This window comes from Streptomyces griseus subsp. griseus, assembly GCF_000720255.1.
GTDB lineage: Bacteria > Actinomycetota > Actinomycetes > Streptomycetales > Streptomycetaceae > Streptomyces > Streptomyces griseus_I.
This window is the reverse complement of sequence record NZ_JOJE01000038.1, coordinates 50,611-68,324: the sequence shown is the minus strand read 5'-3', so window position 1 is coordinate 68,324 and position 17,714 is coordinate 50,611. Positions and strand designations below refer to the sequence as shown.

Annotated in this window: 14 protein-coding genes and 2 pseudogenes; 8 read left to right on the top strand and 8 right to left on the bottom strand. The window is 70.8% G+C overall.

Features of this window, described 5'->3' with window-relative positions; genetic code table 11:
* Nucleotides 1-259, bottom strand: a pseudogene (locus IG99_RS50770) (hypothetical protein); the annotation flags it as partial.
* A gap of 13 nt (nt 260-272) precedes the next feature.
* Between IG99_RS50770 and IG99_RS46435 the strand changes: the two are divergent.
* Nucleotides 273-368, top strand: coding sequence for a DUF397 domain-containing protein (locus tag IG99_RS46435; protein ID WP_078948088.1), 96 nt, complete (start codon nt 273-275; stop codon nt 366-368).
* A 57-nt stretch (nt 369-425) separates the two neighbouring features.
* Here IG99_RS46435 and IG99_RS52120 read toward each other — a convergent pair.
* The 4 genes and pseudogenes from IG99_RS52120 to IG99_RS34880 all read right to left on the bottom strand — a co-directional run bounded on the left by IG99_RS52120 (nt 426) and on the right by IG99_RS34880 (nt 3,802).
* Nucleotides 426-1,058 (bottom strand): annotated as a pseudogene (locus IG99_RS52120) (DUF7008 domain-containing protein).
* A 386-nt stretch (nt 1,059-1,444) separates the two neighbouring features.
* A complete protein-coding gene (locus tag IG99_RS34890) occupies nt 1,445-2,152 on the bottom strand; it encodes an ester cyclase (protein WP_037681330.1) in 708 nt (235 codons plus the stop codon).
* Nucleotides 2,153-2,251: 99 nt separating this feature from the next.
* Nucleotides 2,252-3,025 (bottom strand): SDR family NAD(P)-dependent oxidoreductase, encoded by a 774-nt coding sequence (locus IG99_RS34885; RefSeq protein ID WP_037681328.1) that lies wholly within the window; start codon nt 3,023-3,025, stop codon nt 2,252-2,254.
* A gap of 108 nt (nt 3,026-3,133) precedes the next feature.
* Nucleotides 3,134-3,802 (bottom strand): MOSC domain-containing protein, encoded by a 669-nt coding sequence (locus tag IG99_RS34880; protein ID WP_037681325.1) that lies wholly within the window; start codon nt 3,800-3,802, stop codon nt 3,134-3,136.
* A gap of 82 nt (nt 3,803-3,884) precedes the next feature.
* Between IG99_RS34880 and IG99_RS34875 the strand changes: the two genes are divergently transcribed.
* The gene (locus IG99_RS34875; RefSeq protein WP_037681322.1) at nt 3,885-4,814 is read left to right on the top strand and encodes a LysR family transcriptional regulator; all 930 of its coding nucleotides are present in this window, start codon (nt 3,885-3,887) and stop codon (nt 4,812-4,814) included.
* An 80-nt stretch (nt 4,815-4,894) separates the two neighbouring features.
* Here IG99_RS34875 and IG99_RS34870 read toward each other — a convergent pair whose 3' ends face one another.
* Nucleotides 4,895-5,224, bottom strand: a complete 330-nt coding sequence (locus tag IG99_RS34870; RefSeq protein WP_037681319.1) for a WhiB family transcriptional regulator — start codon at nt 5,222-5,224, stop codon at nt 4,895-4,897.
* Nucleotides 5,225-5,604: 380 nt separating this feature from the next.
* Between IG99_RS34870 and IG99_RS34865 the strand changes: the two genes are divergently transcribed.
* The 4 genes from IG99_RS34865 (at nt 5,605) to IG99_RS34850 (ending at nt 10,152) form a co-directional block, all read left to right on the top strand.
* On the top strand, nt 5,605-6,216 hold the full coding sequence (locus IG99_RS34865; RefSeq protein WP_003948568.1) for a response regulator transcription factor: 612 nt from the start codon (nt 5,605-5,607) through the stop codon (nt 6,214-6,216).
* A gap of 450 nt (nt 6,217-6,666) precedes the next feature.
* The gene (locus IG99_RS34860) at nt 6,667-7,254 is read left to right on the top strand and encodes a sigma-70 family RNA polymerase sigma factor (RefSeq protein ID WP_037681316.1); all 588 of its coding nucleotides are present in this window, start codon (nt 6,667-6,669) and stop codon (nt 7,252-7,254) included.
* A gap of 154 nt (nt 7,255-7,408) precedes the next feature.
* A complete protein-coding gene (gene guaB / locus IG99_RS34855) occupies nt 7,409-8,911 on the top strand; it encodes an IMP dehydrogenase (protein ID WP_037681313.1) in 1,503 nt (500 codons plus the stop codon).
* Between the two features lie 116 nt (nt 8,912-9,027).
* Complete coding sequence (locus IG99_RS34850) at nt 9,028-10,152, top strand: GuaB3 family IMP dehydrogenase-related protein (RefSeq protein ID WP_037681310.1); 1,125 nt, start codon at nt 9,028-9,030, stop codon at nt 10,150-10,152.
* A 637-nt stretch (nt 10,153-10,789) separates the two neighbouring features.
* Here IG99_RS34850 and IG99_RS34845 read toward each other — a convergent pair.
* The gene (locus IG99_RS34845) at nt 10,790-12,007 is read right to left on the bottom strand and encodes a nucleotide sugar dehydrogenase (protein WP_037681307.1); all 1,218 of its coding nucleotides are present in this window, start codon (nt 12,005-12,007) and stop codon (nt 10,790-10,792) included.
* A 272-nt stretch (nt 12,008-12,279) separates the two neighbouring features.
* Here IG99_RS34845 and IG99_RS34840 point away from each other — a divergent pair, with 272 nt between their 5' ends.
* Entirely contained in the window at nt 12,280-13,986 is a 1,707-nt protein-coding gene (locus IG99_RS34840; protein ID WP_037681304.1) for a glycerol-3-phosphate dehydrogenase/oxidase, read from the top strand.
* Between the two features lie 72 nt (nt 13,987-14,058).
* On the opposite strand, the gene IG99_RS34835 is transcribed toward IG99_RS34840, so the two are convergent.
* On the bottom strand, nt 14,059-15,102 hold the full coding sequence (locus IG99_RS34835; protein WP_037681302.1) for a serine hydrolase domain-containing protein: 1,044 nt from the start codon (nt 15,100-15,102) through the stop codon (nt 14,059-14,061).
* A 208-nt stretch (nt 15,103-15,310) separates the two neighbouring features.
* Between IG99_RS34835 and IG99_RS34830 the strand changes: the two genes are divergently transcribed.
* Nucleotides 15,311-17,566, top strand: coding sequence for a serine/threonine-protein kinase (locus IG99_RS34830; RefSeq protein ID WP_037681299.1), 2,256 nt, complete (start codon nt 15,311-15,313; stop codon nt 17,564-17,566).
* Nucleotides 17,567-17,714 lie beyond the last annotated feature (148 nt).

The following is a 17,714-nucleotide window of genomic DNA, read 5'->3' as shown; positions in this document are numbered from 1 at the left end:
GTGGGGGGTTTGGGGGGTTGGTTGGGGTGTTCTCACTGGGGTTTTTGTTTGGATAGCCGTCGGTGGTCGGAGTGGTCGGCTCACCGACGGCCGGGATGTGGGGACTCGGTGCGAGCTGCGGTGATACGGGCTCTACGGCTGCTGATACGCGCATCCGCGCGAGGATCTTGGCGGCTTCGGCGGCGGTCAACGGCACGTTGGACACGAGCTGTTGAGTGATCCAGTGACCGCCGGGTCCCTGGACGCGCCGCTCGTGCACGAAGCCCTCGTCCGTGTTCGTCCGCGACTCCAAGCGGCCGGGGGACGCGTTCCTCACGGTCGACCCCGGCCAGTGGACCGCGTTCGTGCTGATGGTCGCGCGCGGTTGATGTAAATGAGGGGCAGCCGGAAACAGGCCGCCCCTCAACCATGCCCGTTGGGCAGGTTCAGTCGCTCTTCTTCTGCCGACCGCGCGTCTTCTTCTCGGGACGCCAGTTGGCGAGGTCGGCTTCCGACAACTCCGCGTCCGCGCGGCCCGATTCGAGGGCGGCCTGGAACTCCTCGGCGGAGTTGTCCTCCCACTCCTCGTCGTACTCGCCGTACCACTGGTGCACCCAGGGCAGGACCTCCCTCAGCCCGGCGAGGAGCGGCACGAGCCGGGGGTCCTTCTTGTCCCAGCCACCCGCTTCGATGCGGCTGAGGATGAGTCCGACGAGGGCGTCGGCCTGGTCGCGGTGATTCCAGCCGGCCCAGCCGAGAAGCAGGGAGGTGTCCGATTCCAGGGAAGCGCCGGGGTAGGAGATGAAGCGCTCCTTGGGGACGTCGAGCTTGCCGCGGTTGGACCAGTAGGAGTGCTTCAGGAAGTCTGCGCTGCTTTACTTCGGCGGCACCTTGATGTCGAGCCGCTGCCCGGTCCGGTCCTCCTCTCGCTGTTGCTCCCAGACCTGTTCCCACTGGGCGCGCTTGCGCAGTCCGGTGTCCTTGTAGCGGTGGGCGGCGAGGTACGGGACGTGCTCGGCGTCGATGACGGCGGCGAGGACGGCGGCGAGGGAGGCGTCACGCTTGCCGACGTCGCCCACGCCCGGTAGGGCTCCGTCTTCGGCATCAGCGCCCGCAGGTGCTCCAGTCCCTCCTGCTCCCACCGAGACCCGGACCGCCGCGGCTGGAACCAGCGCTCTCGCGGAGCAGGAACAGTCGGCCTGAGAGCATCGGGCACCGAGCACCTTCGAAGCTGTACGTGGATATAGAGGAGAAGGGATCTTGTGCCCGTGGCGCGAGGCCCCCGAGGGCAGCGCCGAAATCCTAGTCGGCCCGTACGACAGTCGGTCCGAGCCCGTTTGGCGCTCACGGGGGCAAGTCGCACACGAAGAAACCCCCGTCCCGTAACCGGAACGGGGGCTTCTCCCCTCGCGGGCGACCTCATGGCCCGGAGCCGGCGCCGGAGCCCAGGCCCTGGGTCCGTCCCCTACCTCTCCAGCGCGTCCAGCGCCCCCAGCTGTGCCAGCAGCCCCAGGCGGTCGTACTGCCACCACGCCTCGGCGATCTTCCCGTCGTCACCGAACCGGTGGATGGTCGCGCCGGTCATGGTGCACTGCTTCCCGGTGGCCGGGAGCCCCATGAAGTCGCCCTTGTGGGTGCCGCGCCACGTCCACCGGCTGCACACGCGGTCGTCCTGGGCCATCTGGTCCTCGACCTCGAAGGCGAAGTCGAAGCCGCTCCGCCACATATCGACCTCGCGCCGCATGGCGTCCATCCCCATGGTGTCCTGCTCGTTCGCCGGATCGTGGTCGTGGTAGTGCTCCGAGAGCAGGCCGTCCAGCGGCGGCAGGTTCCCGTGGAGGGCGATCGTCTCGAAGAACCGCCGCGCGGTGGACGCGTACAGCTGCTCGTCCCGCACCACGTCCAGATCGGTGAAGGTCGGCATCTCGTCGCACAGGGCCACCAGCTCCCGGAAGATCTTGTCGGTCTCCGGAAGGTTCGAGTTCCGCATCGCCTCCTCGTACGACGGGAACTCCACGATCTCGATGAAGTGCGACTCGTCCGAGCGGTCCTTGCCGACCAACGCGTGCGTCGCCGTCCGCTTCCCCTTGGTCTGCTCGACCCACGTGTCCATCAGCCGGTCCATCTCGTCGAACCGGCTGGTCCTGCAGTCGATGAGCTGTACGAACGTCATGACACCGCCTCCGGCCCCCCTGAGCCCGGTTCCGTCACGCCCATTTTCGCACCGGAACGCCGACGTCACCCGTTTCGGGCAACTGCTCACCGGCCCCGCTCACTGAGGCCCGTACTTGCGCCCCGTCCTCGAGCTGATCCCGCCCAGCAGCGAGCGCGGTGTCACCTTCACCAGGCCCATCAGCGCCTTGTACCGCGGGTCCGGGATGGACAGCGACTTCCCCCGCGCCAGATCCTGCAGCGCCGCCGCGACCAGCTTGTCCGCGTCCAGCCACATCCAGCCCGGGATGTTGTCCGTCCCCATCCCGGCCCGCTCATGGAACTCCGTCCGCACGAACCCCGGACACAGCGCCATCAGGCGGACGCCCGTACCGGCCAGATCCCGCGCCGCCCCCTGCGTGAACTGCACGACCCACGCCTTGGACGCCCCGTACGTGCCCCGGGGCACGAACGCGGCGACCGACGCCACGTTGACGACCCCGCCGCGCCCCCGCTCCCGCATCGCCTCGGTCGCCGCGGACGTCAGCCGCAGCACCGCCTCGCAGTGCACCTTGAGCATCCTCAGCTCGTCGGCCATCGGTACGTCGAGGTAGCGGCCCTTGTTGCCGAAGCCGGCGTTGTTGATCAGCAGGTCGACGGCGTTCCTGCGGTCGCCGAGCCGGTCGGCCACCGCCTCGATGCCCTTGTCCGTCGCGAGGTCGGCGGTGAGCACCTCCGCCTCGATGCCGTGCCGGTCGTGCAGCTCGGTCGCCTGCTCCCGCAGCCGCTTGGTGTCCCGTGCGACCAGGACCAGGTCGTGCCCGTCCGCCGCCAGCCGCCGCCCGAACGCGGCGCCGATGCCCGCGGTCGATCCCGTAATCAGAGCCGTTGTCATGGCCCAAGGGTAGTTACCCGGACTGCGTGAATCCGCTCCGGCGCCTCCTCGGGCGCCGAGGGCGTGACCGCACGTCAGGGGCCCAGCCCGACCCCGAGCGACCGCCCGTCACACCCCGTGCTCCCGCACGTACTTCCGCGCCGCCGCCAGCGACTCCGGATGCAGCGCCTCACCCGCCGGCAGCAGCCGCGGCAGCAGCGTCCGCTCCAGCGTGACCGCGCGGAACTGCAGCGCGACCGTCACCTCGTGGTCCGGCCGGTGTACGACCTCGATCGGGTCGCCCGCCCGGATCTCGCCCGGTGTCACCACCCGCAGGTACGCGCCCGGCGCGCCCTTGGCCGTGAACCGCTTCACCCACCGCCGCTCACCGAGATGCTCCTGGAAGGTCCGGCAGGGAATCCGCCCGCAGGTGACCTCGAGTACCACCTCGGCCCCTATCCGCCACCGCTCGCCGATCCGCGCGCCGGAGACGTCGACGCCCTCGGTGGTGAGGTTCTCGCCGAACGCGCCACTGGCCAACGGCCGCCCCAGCTCGCGCTCCCAGTCGTCCAGATCCTCGCGGGCGACGGCGTAGACGGCCTGGTCGTCGCCGCCGTGATGACGCGTGTCGCACACCGCGTCCCCGGCCAGCCCGCTCGCCCCGACCCCCTTGGGCCCGGGCGCGGTCACCCGCACCGGCCCCTGGACCGGCTGCTTGTCGATACCGGTGAGGCCCTCTGGCTGGTCCGTGTACGGCACGGACTCCGGACGGCCCAGATTCAGGGAGAGAAGCTTCATGGTCCCGCACGGTAGGAGACCGCGACCCCAAGCGTCGACGCATTATTCGGCGCCGTACCCAAGACTCACTTATGCTCGAAGGGTGATCGAGGCCCGTCATCTCCGCGTACTGCGCGCCGTGGCCGCCACCGGCTCCTTCTCGGCGGCCGGGCGCGAGCTGGGGTGCACCCAGCCCGCCGTCAGCCAGCAGATGAAGGCCCTGGAGGCATCGGTCGGCACGCCCCTGCTGATCCGCAGCGGCCGCGAGATGCGTCTGACGCAGGCGGGCGAGGCGCTGGTGCGGCACGCGGCCGGCATCCTCTCCGGGCTCACCGCGGCCGAGGAGGAGGTCGCGGCGATCGCGGGGCTGCGCTCCGGCCGGGTCCGGCTGGTCTCCTTTCCCAGCGGCAGCTCCACCCTCGTCCCCACCGCCCTAGCCGCCCTGCGCGCCGCTCACCCCGGCACCCGGGTCTCCCTGGAGGAGGCCGAACCGCCGGCGTCCGTCGAGATGCTGCGCGAGGGCGACTGCGATCTCGCGCTCGCCTTCCGCTACGAGGGCGCGCCGGGCGCGGAGGAGTGGGACGACCTGGTCGTACGGCCGCTGCTGACGGACCGGCTCGTCGCTCTCGTCCCCGAACGGCACCGGCTCGCGCGCGCGGGGACCGTCGCCATCGGCGAACTCGCCGGTGAGTCGTGGATCGCGGGCTGTCCGCGCTGCCGTGGGCAGTTGGTGGAGGTGTGCGAAAGCGCGGGCTTCACGCCCCGCATCGACTTCGCCACCGACGACTACCCGGCCGTGGTCGGCCTGGTGGGCGCCGGACTGGGTGTCGCCGTCCTGCCCCAGCTCGCGATCGAGTCCGTACGGCCCAGGGGTGCGCGCACGGTGACGCTGGAGCCGGCGGTGCGGCGGGAGATCGTCGCGCTGACGCTGCCCGATCTGGCGCAGGTGCCGACGGTGGCGGCGACGCTGGAGCAGCTGGCACGGGCGGCGGACCGGCAACGGCGGCCTGCGGCGGCCCAGGGCCAGAGGTAGGGCACGCGGGGCAGAGGCAAGGCACGCGGGGCAGGGGTAGGGCACGCCTCCGCGTGCCCTGCGGTTGCAGAAACGTTCCTTCAGGTGTTCGAGGTGGCGTCCCCGCCGGTCGTCGATGTCGACACCAGCCGGTTGCGCGCCCGCCCCATGAGCTCCTCACGCTCGTCCTCGGTCAAGCCGCCCCAGACGCCGTACGGCTCTCGCACAGCCAACGCGTGCGCCGCGCACTGGGCGCGGACCGGGCATCTCATGCAGACCTCCTTGGCCGAGTTCTCACGAGCGCTCCTGGCCGCTCCGCGCTCGCCCTCCGGATGGAAGAAGAGCGAGCTGTCCACCCCGCGACAGGCAGCCAGCAACTGCCAGTCCCACAGGTCCGCGTTCGGTCCGGGAAGGCGGGAGAAATCTGCCATTGCGTGACCCCTTGCAGCCGTTCTGAGTGGATACGGTGCGTATGACCGTACATCTACGATCTAAGGAGATGAAAATATGACTCATTGCGAATCTAGCCTCAGACACCAACAAATGGGAAGAAAAGGGCCTGAATGGGGCATAGGTTGTGATGAAACGTTGTGAGTCTGTCGTTCATGTCTGCACCGTGTTGGCACCCTCACGTAGAGTGCCGAAGACGGCATGTGGCCCCGTAACTCTTTCGAGTGACCATCGTTGAGAGTGCGGTGGCGGTTGAAAACACAAGTGCTCGGGCAAGCGTCCGAGACGGTCGACCGCACAGGTGACGATTCGTACCAGCCTGGAGGCACAAGGTGACGCGCATCAGCTGCGGAGGGCGGCCATGACTTCCGTCCTCGTCTGCGACGACTCCCCGCTTGCCCGAGAGGCGCTCCGCCGCGCGGTCGCGACCGTGCCCGGCGTCGAGCGCGTGACGACGGCGGCCAACGGCGAGGAAGTCCTCCGCCGCTGGGGTGCCGACCGCTCGGACCTGATTCTGATGGATGTACGCATGCCCGGTCTGGGCGGCGTCGAGACCGTCCGGCGACTGCTGTCCGCCGACCCCGGTGCGCGCATCATCATGCTCACCGTCGCGGAGGACCTCGACGGCGTCGCTCTCGCCGTCGCCGCCGGAGCCCGTGGCTACCTGCACAAGGACGCCTCCCGCGCGGAGCTGCGCGCCACGGTGACGCAGGCCCTCGCCGACCCGACCTGGCGACTCGCCCCACGTCGGCTGCGCTCCGCCGAGATGGGGGCCGCGCCCACCCTCACCGCGCGTGAGATCCAGGTGCTCGAAGGTATGAGCCACGGCCGCTCCAACGCCGAGATCGGTCGCGAGCTGTTCCTCTCCGAGGACACCGTCAAGACCCACGCCCGGAGGCTGTTCAAGAAGCTCGGCGCCTCGGACCGGGCACACGCCGTGGCGCTCGGCTTCCGGTGGGGCCTGGTCCGCTAGTCCCCTCCGGTGGCGGGCCTCTCCGGCCGGTCGGATGGGCCTCTCCTGGCCGATCCGACAGGTCTCTCCGGCCGGTCGGGCCGGAGGAGGCCGGCCGCCGACGGCGCGCGGGGCCCGGTTTCACGGTGCGGGCGGCGCGCAGGGTCGGTTTCGGCGGGACCCGTCGCAGGCCCAGGGCGTGCAGGGTGTGTCGCAGCGGGGATTCCGAAGCTCGGGAAAACCCCGCTCACCGCAGGGTGGGCGGGGGTGAGGACCGGGCTCGCCGGACGCCCGCTGCTCGTTTCGCCGCGGATGCCGCATCCTTGAGGTGTGGAGTTCCTCGGGGACAAGTCGGTCGAGCGGAAGGGGAGGGCGCAGGGGATGAGTTCCGGCGCACCTGCTCATAACGCTTCGGTGCACAACCACCAAGGCGGAGCCACGGACCGTCCGGTCGCAAGGCACCATGGTCCGATGCGCGAGGACGAGGCGGTCACTGCCCAAGGGGCGATCGGTGCGCTCGTCCACCGCGCCGTCGACGGCGACGAGCAGGCCACGCACGACCTGCTCGCCCATGTCCACCCCCTCGCCCTGCGCTACTGCCGCACACGTCTGTCGCGTCTCCCCGGCGACGCCCGCCACTTCGTGGAGGACCTCGCTCAGGAGGTCTGCGTGGCGGTCCTCCTGGCCCTGCCCCGCTACAAGGACACGGGCCGCCCGTTCGAGGCCTTCGTCTTCGCCATCGCCGCCCACAAGGTGGCCGACCTGCAACGCGCGGCCATGCGCCACCCCGGCTCCACGGCCGTCCCCTCCGACGAGATGCCGGAGCGGCCGGACGACTCCCTGGGCCCGGAGGAGCGTGCCCTGCTCAGCAGCGACGCGGAGTGGGCGAAGAAACTGCTGGCCAACCTGCCGGAGAACCAGCGCGAACTGCTCCTGCTGAGGATCGCGGTCGGTCTCACGGCCGAGGAGACCGGCCAGATGTTGGGAATGTCACCCGGGGCGGTGCGGGTGGCTCAACACAGGGCGCTCAGCCGCCTGCGCGCCCTCGCCGAGCAGTAGGACTCCCCTGGAAGCGCCCCCACATGAACGGGCGCCCACCTGATTCCGTACGAACATACGAAGACCGGAGTCGCCAGGAACCGTGGAATTCGGCAGCTCCGCTTCCCGTTAGCATGGACATCCGCACCGATCAAGGCCATTTGGGGAAGGTGTCATGACTGCCAACGTCGACGGAGTACCCGGTAAATTTGCGACACTCGGGCTGACCTACGACGACGTGCTGCTGCTGCCGGGTGCATCCGAGGTGCTCCCCAACGCGGTCGACACCTCGTCCCGCATCTCCCGCAACGTCCGGGTGAACATCCCGCTGCTCTCGGCCGCGATGGACAAGGTGACCGAGTCCCGCATGGCGATCGCGATGGCCCGCCAGGGCGGCGTCGGCGTGCTGCACCGCAACCTCTCCATCGAGGACCAGGTCAACCAGGTCGACCTGGTGAAGCGCTCCGAGTCCGGCATGGTCACCGACCCGATCACCGTGCACCCGGACGCGACGCTGGCCGAGGCCGACGCGCTGTGTGCCAAGTTCCGCATCAGCGGCGTCCCGGTCACCGACGGCAACAAGAAGCTGCTCGGCATCGTCACCAACCGCGACATGGCCTTCGAGACCGACCGCACGCGTCAGGTGCGCGAGGTCATGACCCCGATGCCACTGGTCACCGGCAAGGTGGGCATCTCCGGCGCCGACGCCATGGAGCTGCTGCGCCGCCACAAGATCGAGAAGCTTCCCCTGGTCGACGACGCGGGCGTCCTCAAGGGCCTCATCACGGTCAAGGACTTCGTCAAGGCCGAGCAGTACCCCCGGGCCGCCAAGGACGCCGAGGGCCGGCTGCTCGTCGGTGCCGCCGTGGGCGCCAGCCCCGAGGCGCTCGAGCGGGCCCAGGCGCTCGCCGAGGCCGGTGTGGACTTCCTGGTCGTCGACACCTCGCACGGCCACAACAGCAACGCCCTCAGCTGGATGTCGAAGATCAAGTCGAGCGTCGGCATCGACGTGATCGGCGGCAACGTCGCCACCCGCGACGGCGCCCAGGCCCTGATCGACGCCGGCGTCGACGGCATCAAGGTCGGCGTGGGCCCCGGCTCCATCTGCACCACCCGCGTGGTCGCCGGCATCGGCGTCCCGCAGGTCACCGCCATCTACGAGGCCTCCCTCGCGGCCCGTCCGGCCGGCATCCCGCTGATCGGCGACGGCGGCCTGCAGTACTCCGGCGACATCGGCAAGGCCCTCGCCGCCGGCGCCGACACGGTGATGCTCGGCAGCCTCCTCGCGGGCTGTGAGGAGTCCCCGGGCGAGCTGCAGTTCATCAACGGCAAGCAGTTCAAGTCGTACCGCGGCATGGGCTCGCTCGGTGCGATGCAGTCCCGCGGCCAGGCGAAGTCGTTCTCCAAGGACCGCTACTTCCAGGCCGACGTCGGCTCCGACGACAAGCTCGTGCCCGAGGGTGTCGAGGGCCAGGTGCCCTACCGCGGCCCGCTGGGCAACGTGCTGCACCAGCTCGTCGGCGGCCTGCGCCAGACCATGGGCTACGTCGGCGCGGCCACCATCGCGGAGATGGAGTCCAAGGGCCGCTTCGTCCGGATCACGTCCGCGGGCCTGAAGGAGAGCCACCCGCACGACATCCAGATGACGGTCGAGGCGCCGAACTACAGCAACAAGTAGGCGCAGGGCTTGCGCGAGGGCGGCCCCGGAACCTCCGGGGCCGCCCTTGTCGTACCCGTGTCGCGCCCGTCGGCGATACTGGAAGACGCTGCAACGCATCAGGAAAGGCCACAGACGTGACTGAGATCGAGATCGGGCGCGGCAAGCGCGGCCGCCGGGCGTACGCCTTCGACGACATCGCCGTCGTCCCCAGCCGTCGTACGCGGGACCCGAAGGAGGTCTCGATCGCCTGGCAGATCGACGCCTACCGCTTCGAGCTGCCGTTCCTGGCCGCCCCCATGGACTCGGTCGTCTCCCCGGCCACCGCGATCCGCATCGGTGAGCTCGGCGGCCTCGGCGTGCTGAACCTCGAGGGCCTGTGGACGCGGTACGAGGACCCGCAGCCGCTGCTCGACGAGATCGTCGGCCTGGACGCGGAGACCGCGACCCGGCGCCTCCAGGAGATCTACTCCGCCCCCATCAAGGAGGAGCTGATCGGCGCCCGCATCAAGGAGGTGCGCGACTCCGGCGTGGTCACGGCGGCCGCGCTCTCCCCGCAGCGCACCGCGCAGTTCTCCAAGGCGGTCGTGGACGCGGGCGTGGACATCTTCGTCATCCGCGGTACGACGGTCTCCGCGGAGCACGTCTCCGGCTCGCACGAGCCGCTGAACCTGAAGCAGTTCATCTACGAGCTCGACGTCCCGGTGATCGTCGGCGGCTGCGCCACCTACACCGCCGCCCTGCACCTGATGCGCACCGGCGCGGCCGGCGTCCTGGTCGGCTTCGGCGGCGGCGCGGCGCACACCACGCGCAACGTGCTCGGCATCCAGGTCCCGATGGCCACGGCCGTCGCGGACGTGGCCGCCGCCCGCCGCGACTACATGGACGAGTCCGGCGGCCGGTACGTGCACGTGATCGCGGACGGCGGGGTCGGCTGGTCCGGCGACCTGCCGAAGGCGATCGCCTGCGGCGCGGACGCGGTGATGATGGGCTCCCCGCTGGCCCGTGCCACGGACGCGCCCGGCAAGGGCAACCACTGGGGCATGGAGGCCGTCAACGAGGAGCTGCCCCGCGGGAAGAAGGTCGACCTCGGCACGGTCGGCACCATCGAGGAGGTCCTGACGGGCCCGTCCCACACCCCGGACGGCTCCATGAACCTCTTCGGCGCGCTGCGCCGCGCCATGGCCACCACCGGCTACAGCGAGCTGAAGGAGTTCCAGCGCGTGGAGGTCACGGTGGCGGACTCGCAGCACAAGCGGTAGGTCATACGACGCGAAAGGGGCCGGCCACCTGGACGAGGTGGCCGGCCCCTTTCGCATGCCCGGGCGGGCCGGGGCGTGGGGTGTGGGAAGGGGGCGCACGGTTGCCTCGGGGCCCATTTGGGCTGGTCAGCGGGGGCGAGAGCGATAGCGTGCGCGTGGCGCCCCAGGTTTCTGGAGCGCCCCCTTCCAAGGACATGGTTCCGGACCCCGGCCCTCGGGGCCCGGCCCGATTTCCGACGGACCGCCTACCGGGTCAATGGGTGGTGTCGTGGAAGGGGGCGCCCATGGGACGCCACGGCAAGCCCACTCGCTGGGACCGGATCCGGCTTTGGCTGGTGAAGTGCCGGAGGAGGTGGATCTTGCGGATCTTCGGATGGTGAGCGGCCGCCCCTGAGAAACGTAGGGGCGGACACTCCGTGATCCATCCAGGAGCCTGCCGCAGTGACCGCTGCGGTGGGCTCCGCCTGTTGCGTGGATGGTGAGCGGCCGCCCCCAAGTCACCTAGGGGCGGACACTCCGTGATCCATCCAGGAGCCTGCCGCAGTACCCCCTGCGGTGGGCTCCGCCTGTCTCACGGTATCGGCGTGCGAGGGCGTACGCCACCAGCTCGGCGGCTCGGCAACCCCATGCGCCCCCTTCACAACCGATGCGCCGCCCCCGTAGGCGTGGCCCCCCGCGTGTCCAGCAGCAACTGTGCCTTCACCGACAAGCCCTGGAGGTCGTACGTGCGGTGGTTCTGGAGGAGGATCGTCAGGTCGGCGTCGGCGGCGGCCTCGTAGAGGGAGTCCGCGCGGGGGACCGGGCGGTCGAGGACGTTCCAGGACGGGACGTGCGGGTCGTGGTAGCTGACGGCCGCGCCGAGGTCCATCAGGTTGATCGCGATCTCGCGCGCCGGGGTCGCCTGCTGGTCGGCCAGGTCGGGCTTGTAGGTGACGCCGAGCAGCAGCACGCGCGCGCCCCGCGCGGACTTGCCGTGCTCGTTGAGCAGGGCGGCGGCGCGCTGGACGACGTACCGGGGCATCCGGCTGTTGACCTGCTGGGCCAGCTCCACCATCCGCAGGGGGCTGCCGGGGCGGCCGCCGTGGCCCGCCAGGTCCTGTGCGGCGGAGTGGCCGCCCACGCCGGGGCCGGGGCGGAACGCCTGGAAGCCGTACGGCTTGGTCTCCGCGCAGCGGATGACGTCCCACAGGTCGACGCCCAAGTCGTGGCACAGGACGGCCATTTCGTTGACGAGGGCGATGTTGACGTGCCGGTAGTTGGTCTCCAGCAACTGCACGGTCTCCGCTTCCCGCAGTCCACGCGCGCGTACCACCTTGTCGGTGAGCCGCCCGTAGAAGGCGGCGGCCGACTCGGTGCAGGCGGGGGTGAGGCCGCCGATGACCTTGGGGGTGCCGGCCGGGGCGCAGTCCCGGTTGCCGGGGTCGACGCGGCTGGGGGAGTGGGCCAGGTGGAAGTCGCGGCCCGCGCGCAGCCCCGAGCCCTCCTCGAGAAGTGGACGCAGGAATTCCTCCGTGGTGCCGGGGTAGACGGGCGATTCCAGGATCACCGTGGTGTGCGGGCGCAGGTGTGCGGCCAGGGTGCGGGCGGCCGCCTCCACCTGGCTCAGGTCGGGCCCGCCGTCCGTGTGGCGCGGGGTCGGCGCACAGATGACCGCGGTGCGCACCCGGCCGAGCTCGGCGGGGTCGGTGGCCGGCCGGAAGCCCCCCGAGAGCATCCGGCGCAGTTCTGCGGGGCTGAGGGATCCGGCCTCCGGCCCGGTCCGGTAACCGAGCGTGGAGATGCCGGCGGCGACCGCGGCCTGCGCCAGCGGCAGACCGAAGGGGCCGAGTCCGATGACGGCGAGATCTGCGGGCATGACGTGGGCCGTCCTTCCCAGTAGCCGAAGCGGGACAGGTACGCAAGCCCTGTGGACAGGATGGGCGAGCGCAATGTCAGACTAGGAGTAAATATGACCGTTATGCGGGATTGGTCGGCTGTGTTTCTTCGGTGGACATGTGGTGGTTGTCCACAGGCCAGGGGTGAGTGGTGGCTGAAGTCGGGCAACGCGGTCAGGATTGTGGGCAGGGGGAACCGAACCGGGCATCGCCCTGAGGGTGCGGTCGGCCCGGCAGACAGCGGGAGGCAGCGGTGAGGACAGCGACACTGGGGCCGGCGCAGCGCGCCGAGTCACTGGCAGCCATGGCCGAGCGCGAACTGGACGTCCTGGTCGTCGGCGCCGGCGTGGTCGGCGCGGGCACCGCACTCGACGCCGTGACCCGCGGCCTGTCCACCGGACTGGTCGAGGCGCGCGACTGGGCCTCGGGCACGTCCAGCCGGTCCAGCAAGCTGATCCACGGCGGACTGCGCTATCTGGAGATGCTCGACTTCGCCCTCGTCCGCGAGGCGCTCAAGGAACGCGGCCTGCTGCTTGAGCGGCTCGCCCCCCACCTGGTGAAACCCGTCCCGTTCCTCTACCCGCTCCAGCACAAGGGCTGGGAACGCCTGTACGCCGGTTCGGGCGTCGCGCTCTACGACGCCATGTCGATGGCCCGCGGCCACGGCCGGGGCCTGCCCCTGCACCGCCACCTGACCCGCCGTCATGCCCTGCGCGTCGCCCCCGCCCTGAAGAAGGACGCGCTGGTCGGGGCCCTGCAGTACTACGACGCCCAGATGGACGACGCCCGCTATGTGGCCACACTGGTGCGCACGGCCGCGGCGTACGGCGCGAAGGTCGCCAACCGCGCGCGGGTCACCGCCTTCCTGCGCGAGGGCGAGCGCGTCGTCGGCGCCCGGGTGCAGGACGTGGAGAACGGCGGCGAGTACGAGGTCCGCGCCAAGCAGGTCGTCAACGCCACCGGCGTGTGGACCGACGACACCCAGGGCATGGTCGGTGAGCGCGGACAGTTCCACGTCCGCGCCTCCAAGGGCATCCACCTGGTCGTGCCCAAGGACCGCATCCACTCGACGACCGGGTTGATCCTGCGCACCGAGAAGTCCGTGCTGTTCGTCATCCCCTGGGGCCGGCACTGGATCATCGGGACCACCGACACCGACTGGGACCTCGACAAGGCCCACCCGGCCGCCTCCAGCGCGGACATCGACTACCTCCTGGAGCACGTGAACTCGGTGCTCGCGGTGCCCCTCACCAGGGACGACGTCGAGGGCGTGTACGCGGGACTGCGCCCGCTGCTCGCCGGGGAGTCGGACGCCACCAGCAAGCTGTCCCGCGAGCACACCGTGGCGCATCCCGTGCCGGGGCTCGTCGTCGTCGCGGGCGGCAAGTACACGACGTACCGGGTGATGGCCAAGGACGCCGTCGACGAGGCCGTGCACGGACTCGACATGCGGGTCGCCGAGTGCGTCACCGAGGACGTTCCGCTGCTGGGCGCGGAGGGGTACCGGGCCCTGTGGAACGCGCGAGCGCGCATCGCCTCCAGGACCGGGCTGCACGTGGTGCGGGTGGAGCACCTGCTGAACCGTTACGGCGCGCTGACGGAGGAACTCCTCGACCTCATCGCCGACGACCCCTCGCTCGGCGAGCCCCTGAGCGCCGCCGACGACTATCTGCGCGCCGAGATCGTCTACGCCGCCTCCCACGAGGGCGCTCGGCACCTGGACGACGTTCTGACCCGGCGTACCCGCATCTCCATCGAGACCTTCGACCGCGGCAGCCGCACCGCCCGTGAGGCCGCCGAGCTGATGGCGCCGGTGCTGGGCTGGGACCGGGACCAGATCGAGCGCGAGGTCGAGCACTACGAGAAGCGGGTGGAGGCCGAACGGGAGTCCCAGCGACAGCCGGACGACCTGACGGCGGACGCGGCGCGACTGGGGGCACCGGACATCGTGCCGCGGTAGGGGCGGGGGCACACGGGCTGGTTCACCCGAACGAGTGCCGCGGGTCGGGATCGTCGGGCGGAACCAGCTCGTTCAAGGAGTGCGAGGGCAGAACTCGGCCGCGAGCAGGGCCGGTTCCAGGCGGGGATCTGCGATCGCGGTCGTGTTCACCCGGAAGGTGAGGACACGTCGGCCGTCGACGGTGGCTGCGGTGCGCACGTAGCTGCCGGCGATCCGGCCGTTGTGCCCCCACACCGTGGTGCCGCACGGCAGCTTCTCCGGAAACAGCCCCATGCCGTACGAACCCCGTGCGGCACGGGTGTCGAGCATCTCCCGCAGCCGGCGCGGGGGAAGCAGCTCGCCGCCGAGCAACGCCGCGTAGAAGCGGTCCAGGTCGGCGAGCGTGGTCACCAGCTCGCCCGCGGCCCCGGCCACCCGCGGGTCGAGATCGGTGACGTCGGTTCCGTCGGCGGCGTAGGCCCGCCCGTGCGGAGAGGGCAGCGAGGTGCGGGAGCCAGGAAAGGAGGTGCCCGTCAGACCCAGCGGAGCGATGATGCGCCGCTCGGTCTCGGTGGCGTACGAGTGGCCGGTGGCCCGCTGGACCACCAGGCCGAGCAGAACGTAGTTGGTGTTGGAGTAGGAGAAGCGGCCGCGGTCGGCCGGGGGGTGGGTGAGTGCGATGCGTACGGCCTGAAGAGCAGTCACGGGGACGGCGCCCTCGGTGTCCTGTGTGAAGTCGTACAGGCCGCTGGTGTGGGTGAGCAGGGAACGGAGGGTCAGCGCGCGCCCGTCGTTTCCCGCCCCGCGCACCAGTCCCGGCAGGTGCTGCTCCACCGTGTCCGCGAGGGACAGTCGGTGTTCCGCGGCCAGTTGGAGGACGACCGTCGCGACGAAGGTCTTCGTGATGCTGCCGGCGCGGAAACGGTCGGTGCGGCTGATGGCCCGTCCGGTCCGGGTGTAGCGGGCGCCGCTCTCCTCGCGGACCAGCAGCGCTGCCGCGCGCCCCTTCCCCCCGGGGACCAGCAGCGGGAGCAACGCGTCCGTGGGCGGCTTCGCGGTCGCCTGCGAACCGAATGAGGCCAGGGCGAGGGCGGCCAGGGACACGGGCACGGCCAGGAGGGTCCGAAGCGGCGGCATCGGTGGGGTCCTTCCTTCGTCCTACCTCGTCCTTCCTCTTCACCGCCCATCATGCAGCGCGGCACGACGGCTTCCGGGCCGCCGGTAAGGGGACCTCGGAAGAGGTGTGTGGAGGATTCGGGTGCCCCAAGGGCCACCCTGGGCGTTGGGCACTTGTCGGGTGAGGGACAATGGAGGCTCTGTCAGGGCGGGTTGCATGAGGGGACGCATGTCGGAGGCGGAGCGGGCGGGGACATCCCGTCAGGACAAGAGCGAACGTCTCCTCGCCGGGCGGTACCGGCTGGGAGAAGTGCTCGGCCGCGGCGGCATGGGTACGGTCTGGCGCGCCGAGGACGAGACCCTCGGCCGGACGGTCGCCGTCAAGGAGCTGCGGTTCCCGGGGAACATCGACGAGGACGAGAAGCGCCGGCTCATCACGCGGACGCTGCGTGAGGCCAAGGCCATCGCGAGGATCCGCAACAACAGCGCGGTGACCGTCTTCGACGTGGTCGACGAGGACGACCGGCCGTGGATCGTGATGGAGCTCGTCGAGGGCAAGTCGCTCGCCGAGGTCATCCGCGAGGACGGCGTGCTGGAGCCGAAGCGCGCGGCCGAGGTCGGACTCGCGGTCCTCGACGTGCTGCGCTCGGCCCACCGCGAGGGAATCCTGCACCGTGACGTGAAGCCGTCCAACGTGCTGATCGCGGAGGACGGCCGGGTTGTGCTCACCGACTTCGGCATCGCCCAGGTCGAGGGCGACCCGTCGATCACCTCGACCGGCATGCTCGTCGGCGCGCCCTCCTACATCTCCCCGGAGCGGGCCCGCGGGCACAAGCCGGGACCGGCGGCCGACCTGTGGTCCCTCGGCGGGCTGCTGTACGCGTCGGTGGAAGGCGCACCGCCCTACGACAAGGGCTCCGCGATCGCGACGCTCACCGCGGTGATGACCGAGCCGCTGGACGAGCCGAAGAACGCCGGACCGCTCAGGGACGTCATCTACGGCCTGCTCAACAAGGACCCCGGGAAGCGGCTCGACGACGCGAGTGTCCGGGCCATGCTCAACCGGGTGATCCACGCGCCCGAGCCGAAGACGGCCGAACCGGAGCCGCCGCTCGACGCCACGCGGGTCGTTCCGCTGCCCGCGCAGCCGGACGAGCCCGGGGACGAGGGCGGTTCGGCGGACGCCGGGGGCAAGCGGGGCGAGGAGGCCGCGGAGAAGCTGCGGGGCGCGCTGCGTTCCGTGCGGAAGGCGGCCGTCGCGGCCGGGGCGGCCACGTCGGCGGCCGCCGCGCGGGCCAAGTCCGGGAGCGGGACGACCGCTTCTGATTCCGCCTCTGATTCCGCTTCCGGCTCCGTTTCGAGTTCCGCTTCGGGATCCGGTGGCGGGGCTTCGGCGGGAAGTGCCGGCTCCGGGGCTTCGGGCAGGCCGGGTGGTTCGAGCGGGGCGAGTGGCTCGGCGGCCGGCGTTCGGGAGCGGGGTGCGCAGGGCGCGTCCGGGGTTCCCGCTGCTCGGCGTGGCGAGGGGGCGACGGGGGCCATGGGTGCGCGGAGTGCCCAGGGTGCGCGCGGTACGCAGACCGCTTCAGGTGCCGCGGGTGCTTCGGGCACTCCGGGCGGGCCGGGAGCTCCGCATGGCAACGCGGGCGGCAGCGGGCGGAGTTCCGGGTGGCCCGTGATGACGCCGCCGGATCTGGATCTGCCGCCACGGCCCGTGCCGAGGGCGCCGATCACCGACGTGGTGCCGCGGCGGACGTTGGTGATCATCGCGGTGGTCGTGGCGCTCGCCGTGATCGGTACCGTGCTGGCCATCGCGTTCAGCGGGGACGACAAGGACGCGAACGGATCGAAGAGCGGCGGCGGTTCCAGGACCGTGGCCAGCGACAGCGCCCGTACGGACACCAAGGAAGACGAGAGCGGCGGTACGCGCACGGACGGCGAGGCGTCGAAGTCCGCGGCGGCCGGGTCGCAGTCAGGGAACACGCCCGGCACCGAGGTGAGCGCGTCCGGCGGCAGCGGGGCGAGTGCGGGTGGGTCCGGTGGCTCGGGCGAAGGTGCCGTGGCCAAGACTCACCAGGGCAGTCAGGGGTACTCGATCGGTTTGCCGAACGGCTGGAAGTACCAGTCCTCGGGCTCGGCGGGCGACCGCTTCACCGGCCCCGACCGGCAGAAGCTGCTCATCGCCTGGACGTCGACGCCCAAGGGCGACCCCGTGGCGGACTGGAAGAACCAGGAGCGCTACATGGTGCGCTCGCAGTACGACCGGATCCGAATAGAGGACGTGAACTACCGCGGCTGGAGCACCGCCGACTGGGAGTTCACCTATGTGGAGAGCGGCACGAAGTACCGCACGATCGACCGTGGGTTCGTCGTCAACGACCACATCGGGTACGCGTTGATGTACACGGCGAAGGCCGGCGAGTGGGGTTCGGAGCTGCGCAAGGCCACGTGGCGGACGCTGACGGAGACCTTCCAGCCGAAGAAGTGACCTGGCCCGCCCCGGCGTTCGGGGCGGGAGTCGGGGCGTCAGATCCGGTATCCCCCTTTGCAGGTTGCCTCCGGCACGTATCGTGAATGGCTGCGGACCGTACGCATCGAGTTGTGCGGGAATCGGGCCGCGCAACGAGCGGAATTGA

Coding starts and splice junctions, on each gene's coding strand:
- IG99_RS34890 (WP_037681330.1), bottom strand. CDS start 2,152: ATGACGTTCGTACAGCTCATCGACTGCAGGACCAGCCGGTTCGACGAG.
- IG99_RS34885 (WP_037681328.1), bottom strand. CDS start 3,025: ATGACAACGGCTCTGATTACGGGATCGACCGCGGGCATCGGCGCCGCG.
- IG99_RS34880 (WP_037681325.1), bottom strand. CDS start 3,802: ATGAAGCTTCTCTCCCTGAATCTGGGCCGTCCGGAGTCCGTGCCGTAC.
- IG99_RS34870 (WP_037681319.1), bottom strand. CDS start 5,224: ATGGCAGATTTCTCCCGCCTTCCCGGACCGAACGCGGACCTGTGGGAC.
- IG99_RS34865 (WP_003948568.1), top strand. CDS start 5,605: ATGACTTCCGTCCTCGTCTGCGACGACTCCCCGCTTGCCCGAGAGGCG.
- IG99_RS34860 (WP_037681316.1), top strand. CDS start 6,667: ATGCGCGAGGACGAGGCGGTCACTGCCCAAGGGGCGATCGGTGCGCTC.
- guaB (WP_037681313.1), top strand. CDS start 7,409: ATGACTGCCAACGTCGACGGAGTACCCGGTAAATTTGCGACACTCGGG.
- IG99_RS34845 (WP_037681307.1), bottom strand. CDS start 12,007: ATGCCCGCAGATCTCGCCGTCATCGGACTCGGCCCCTTCGGTCTGCCG.
- IG99_RS34835 (WP_037681302.1), bottom strand. CDS start 15,102: ATGCCGCCGCTTCGGACCCTCCTGGCCGTGCCCGTGTCCCTGGCCGCC.
- IG99_RS34830 (WP_037681299.1), top strand. CDS start 15,311: ATGTCGGAGGCGGAGCGGGCGGGGACATCCCGTCAGGACAAGAGCGAA.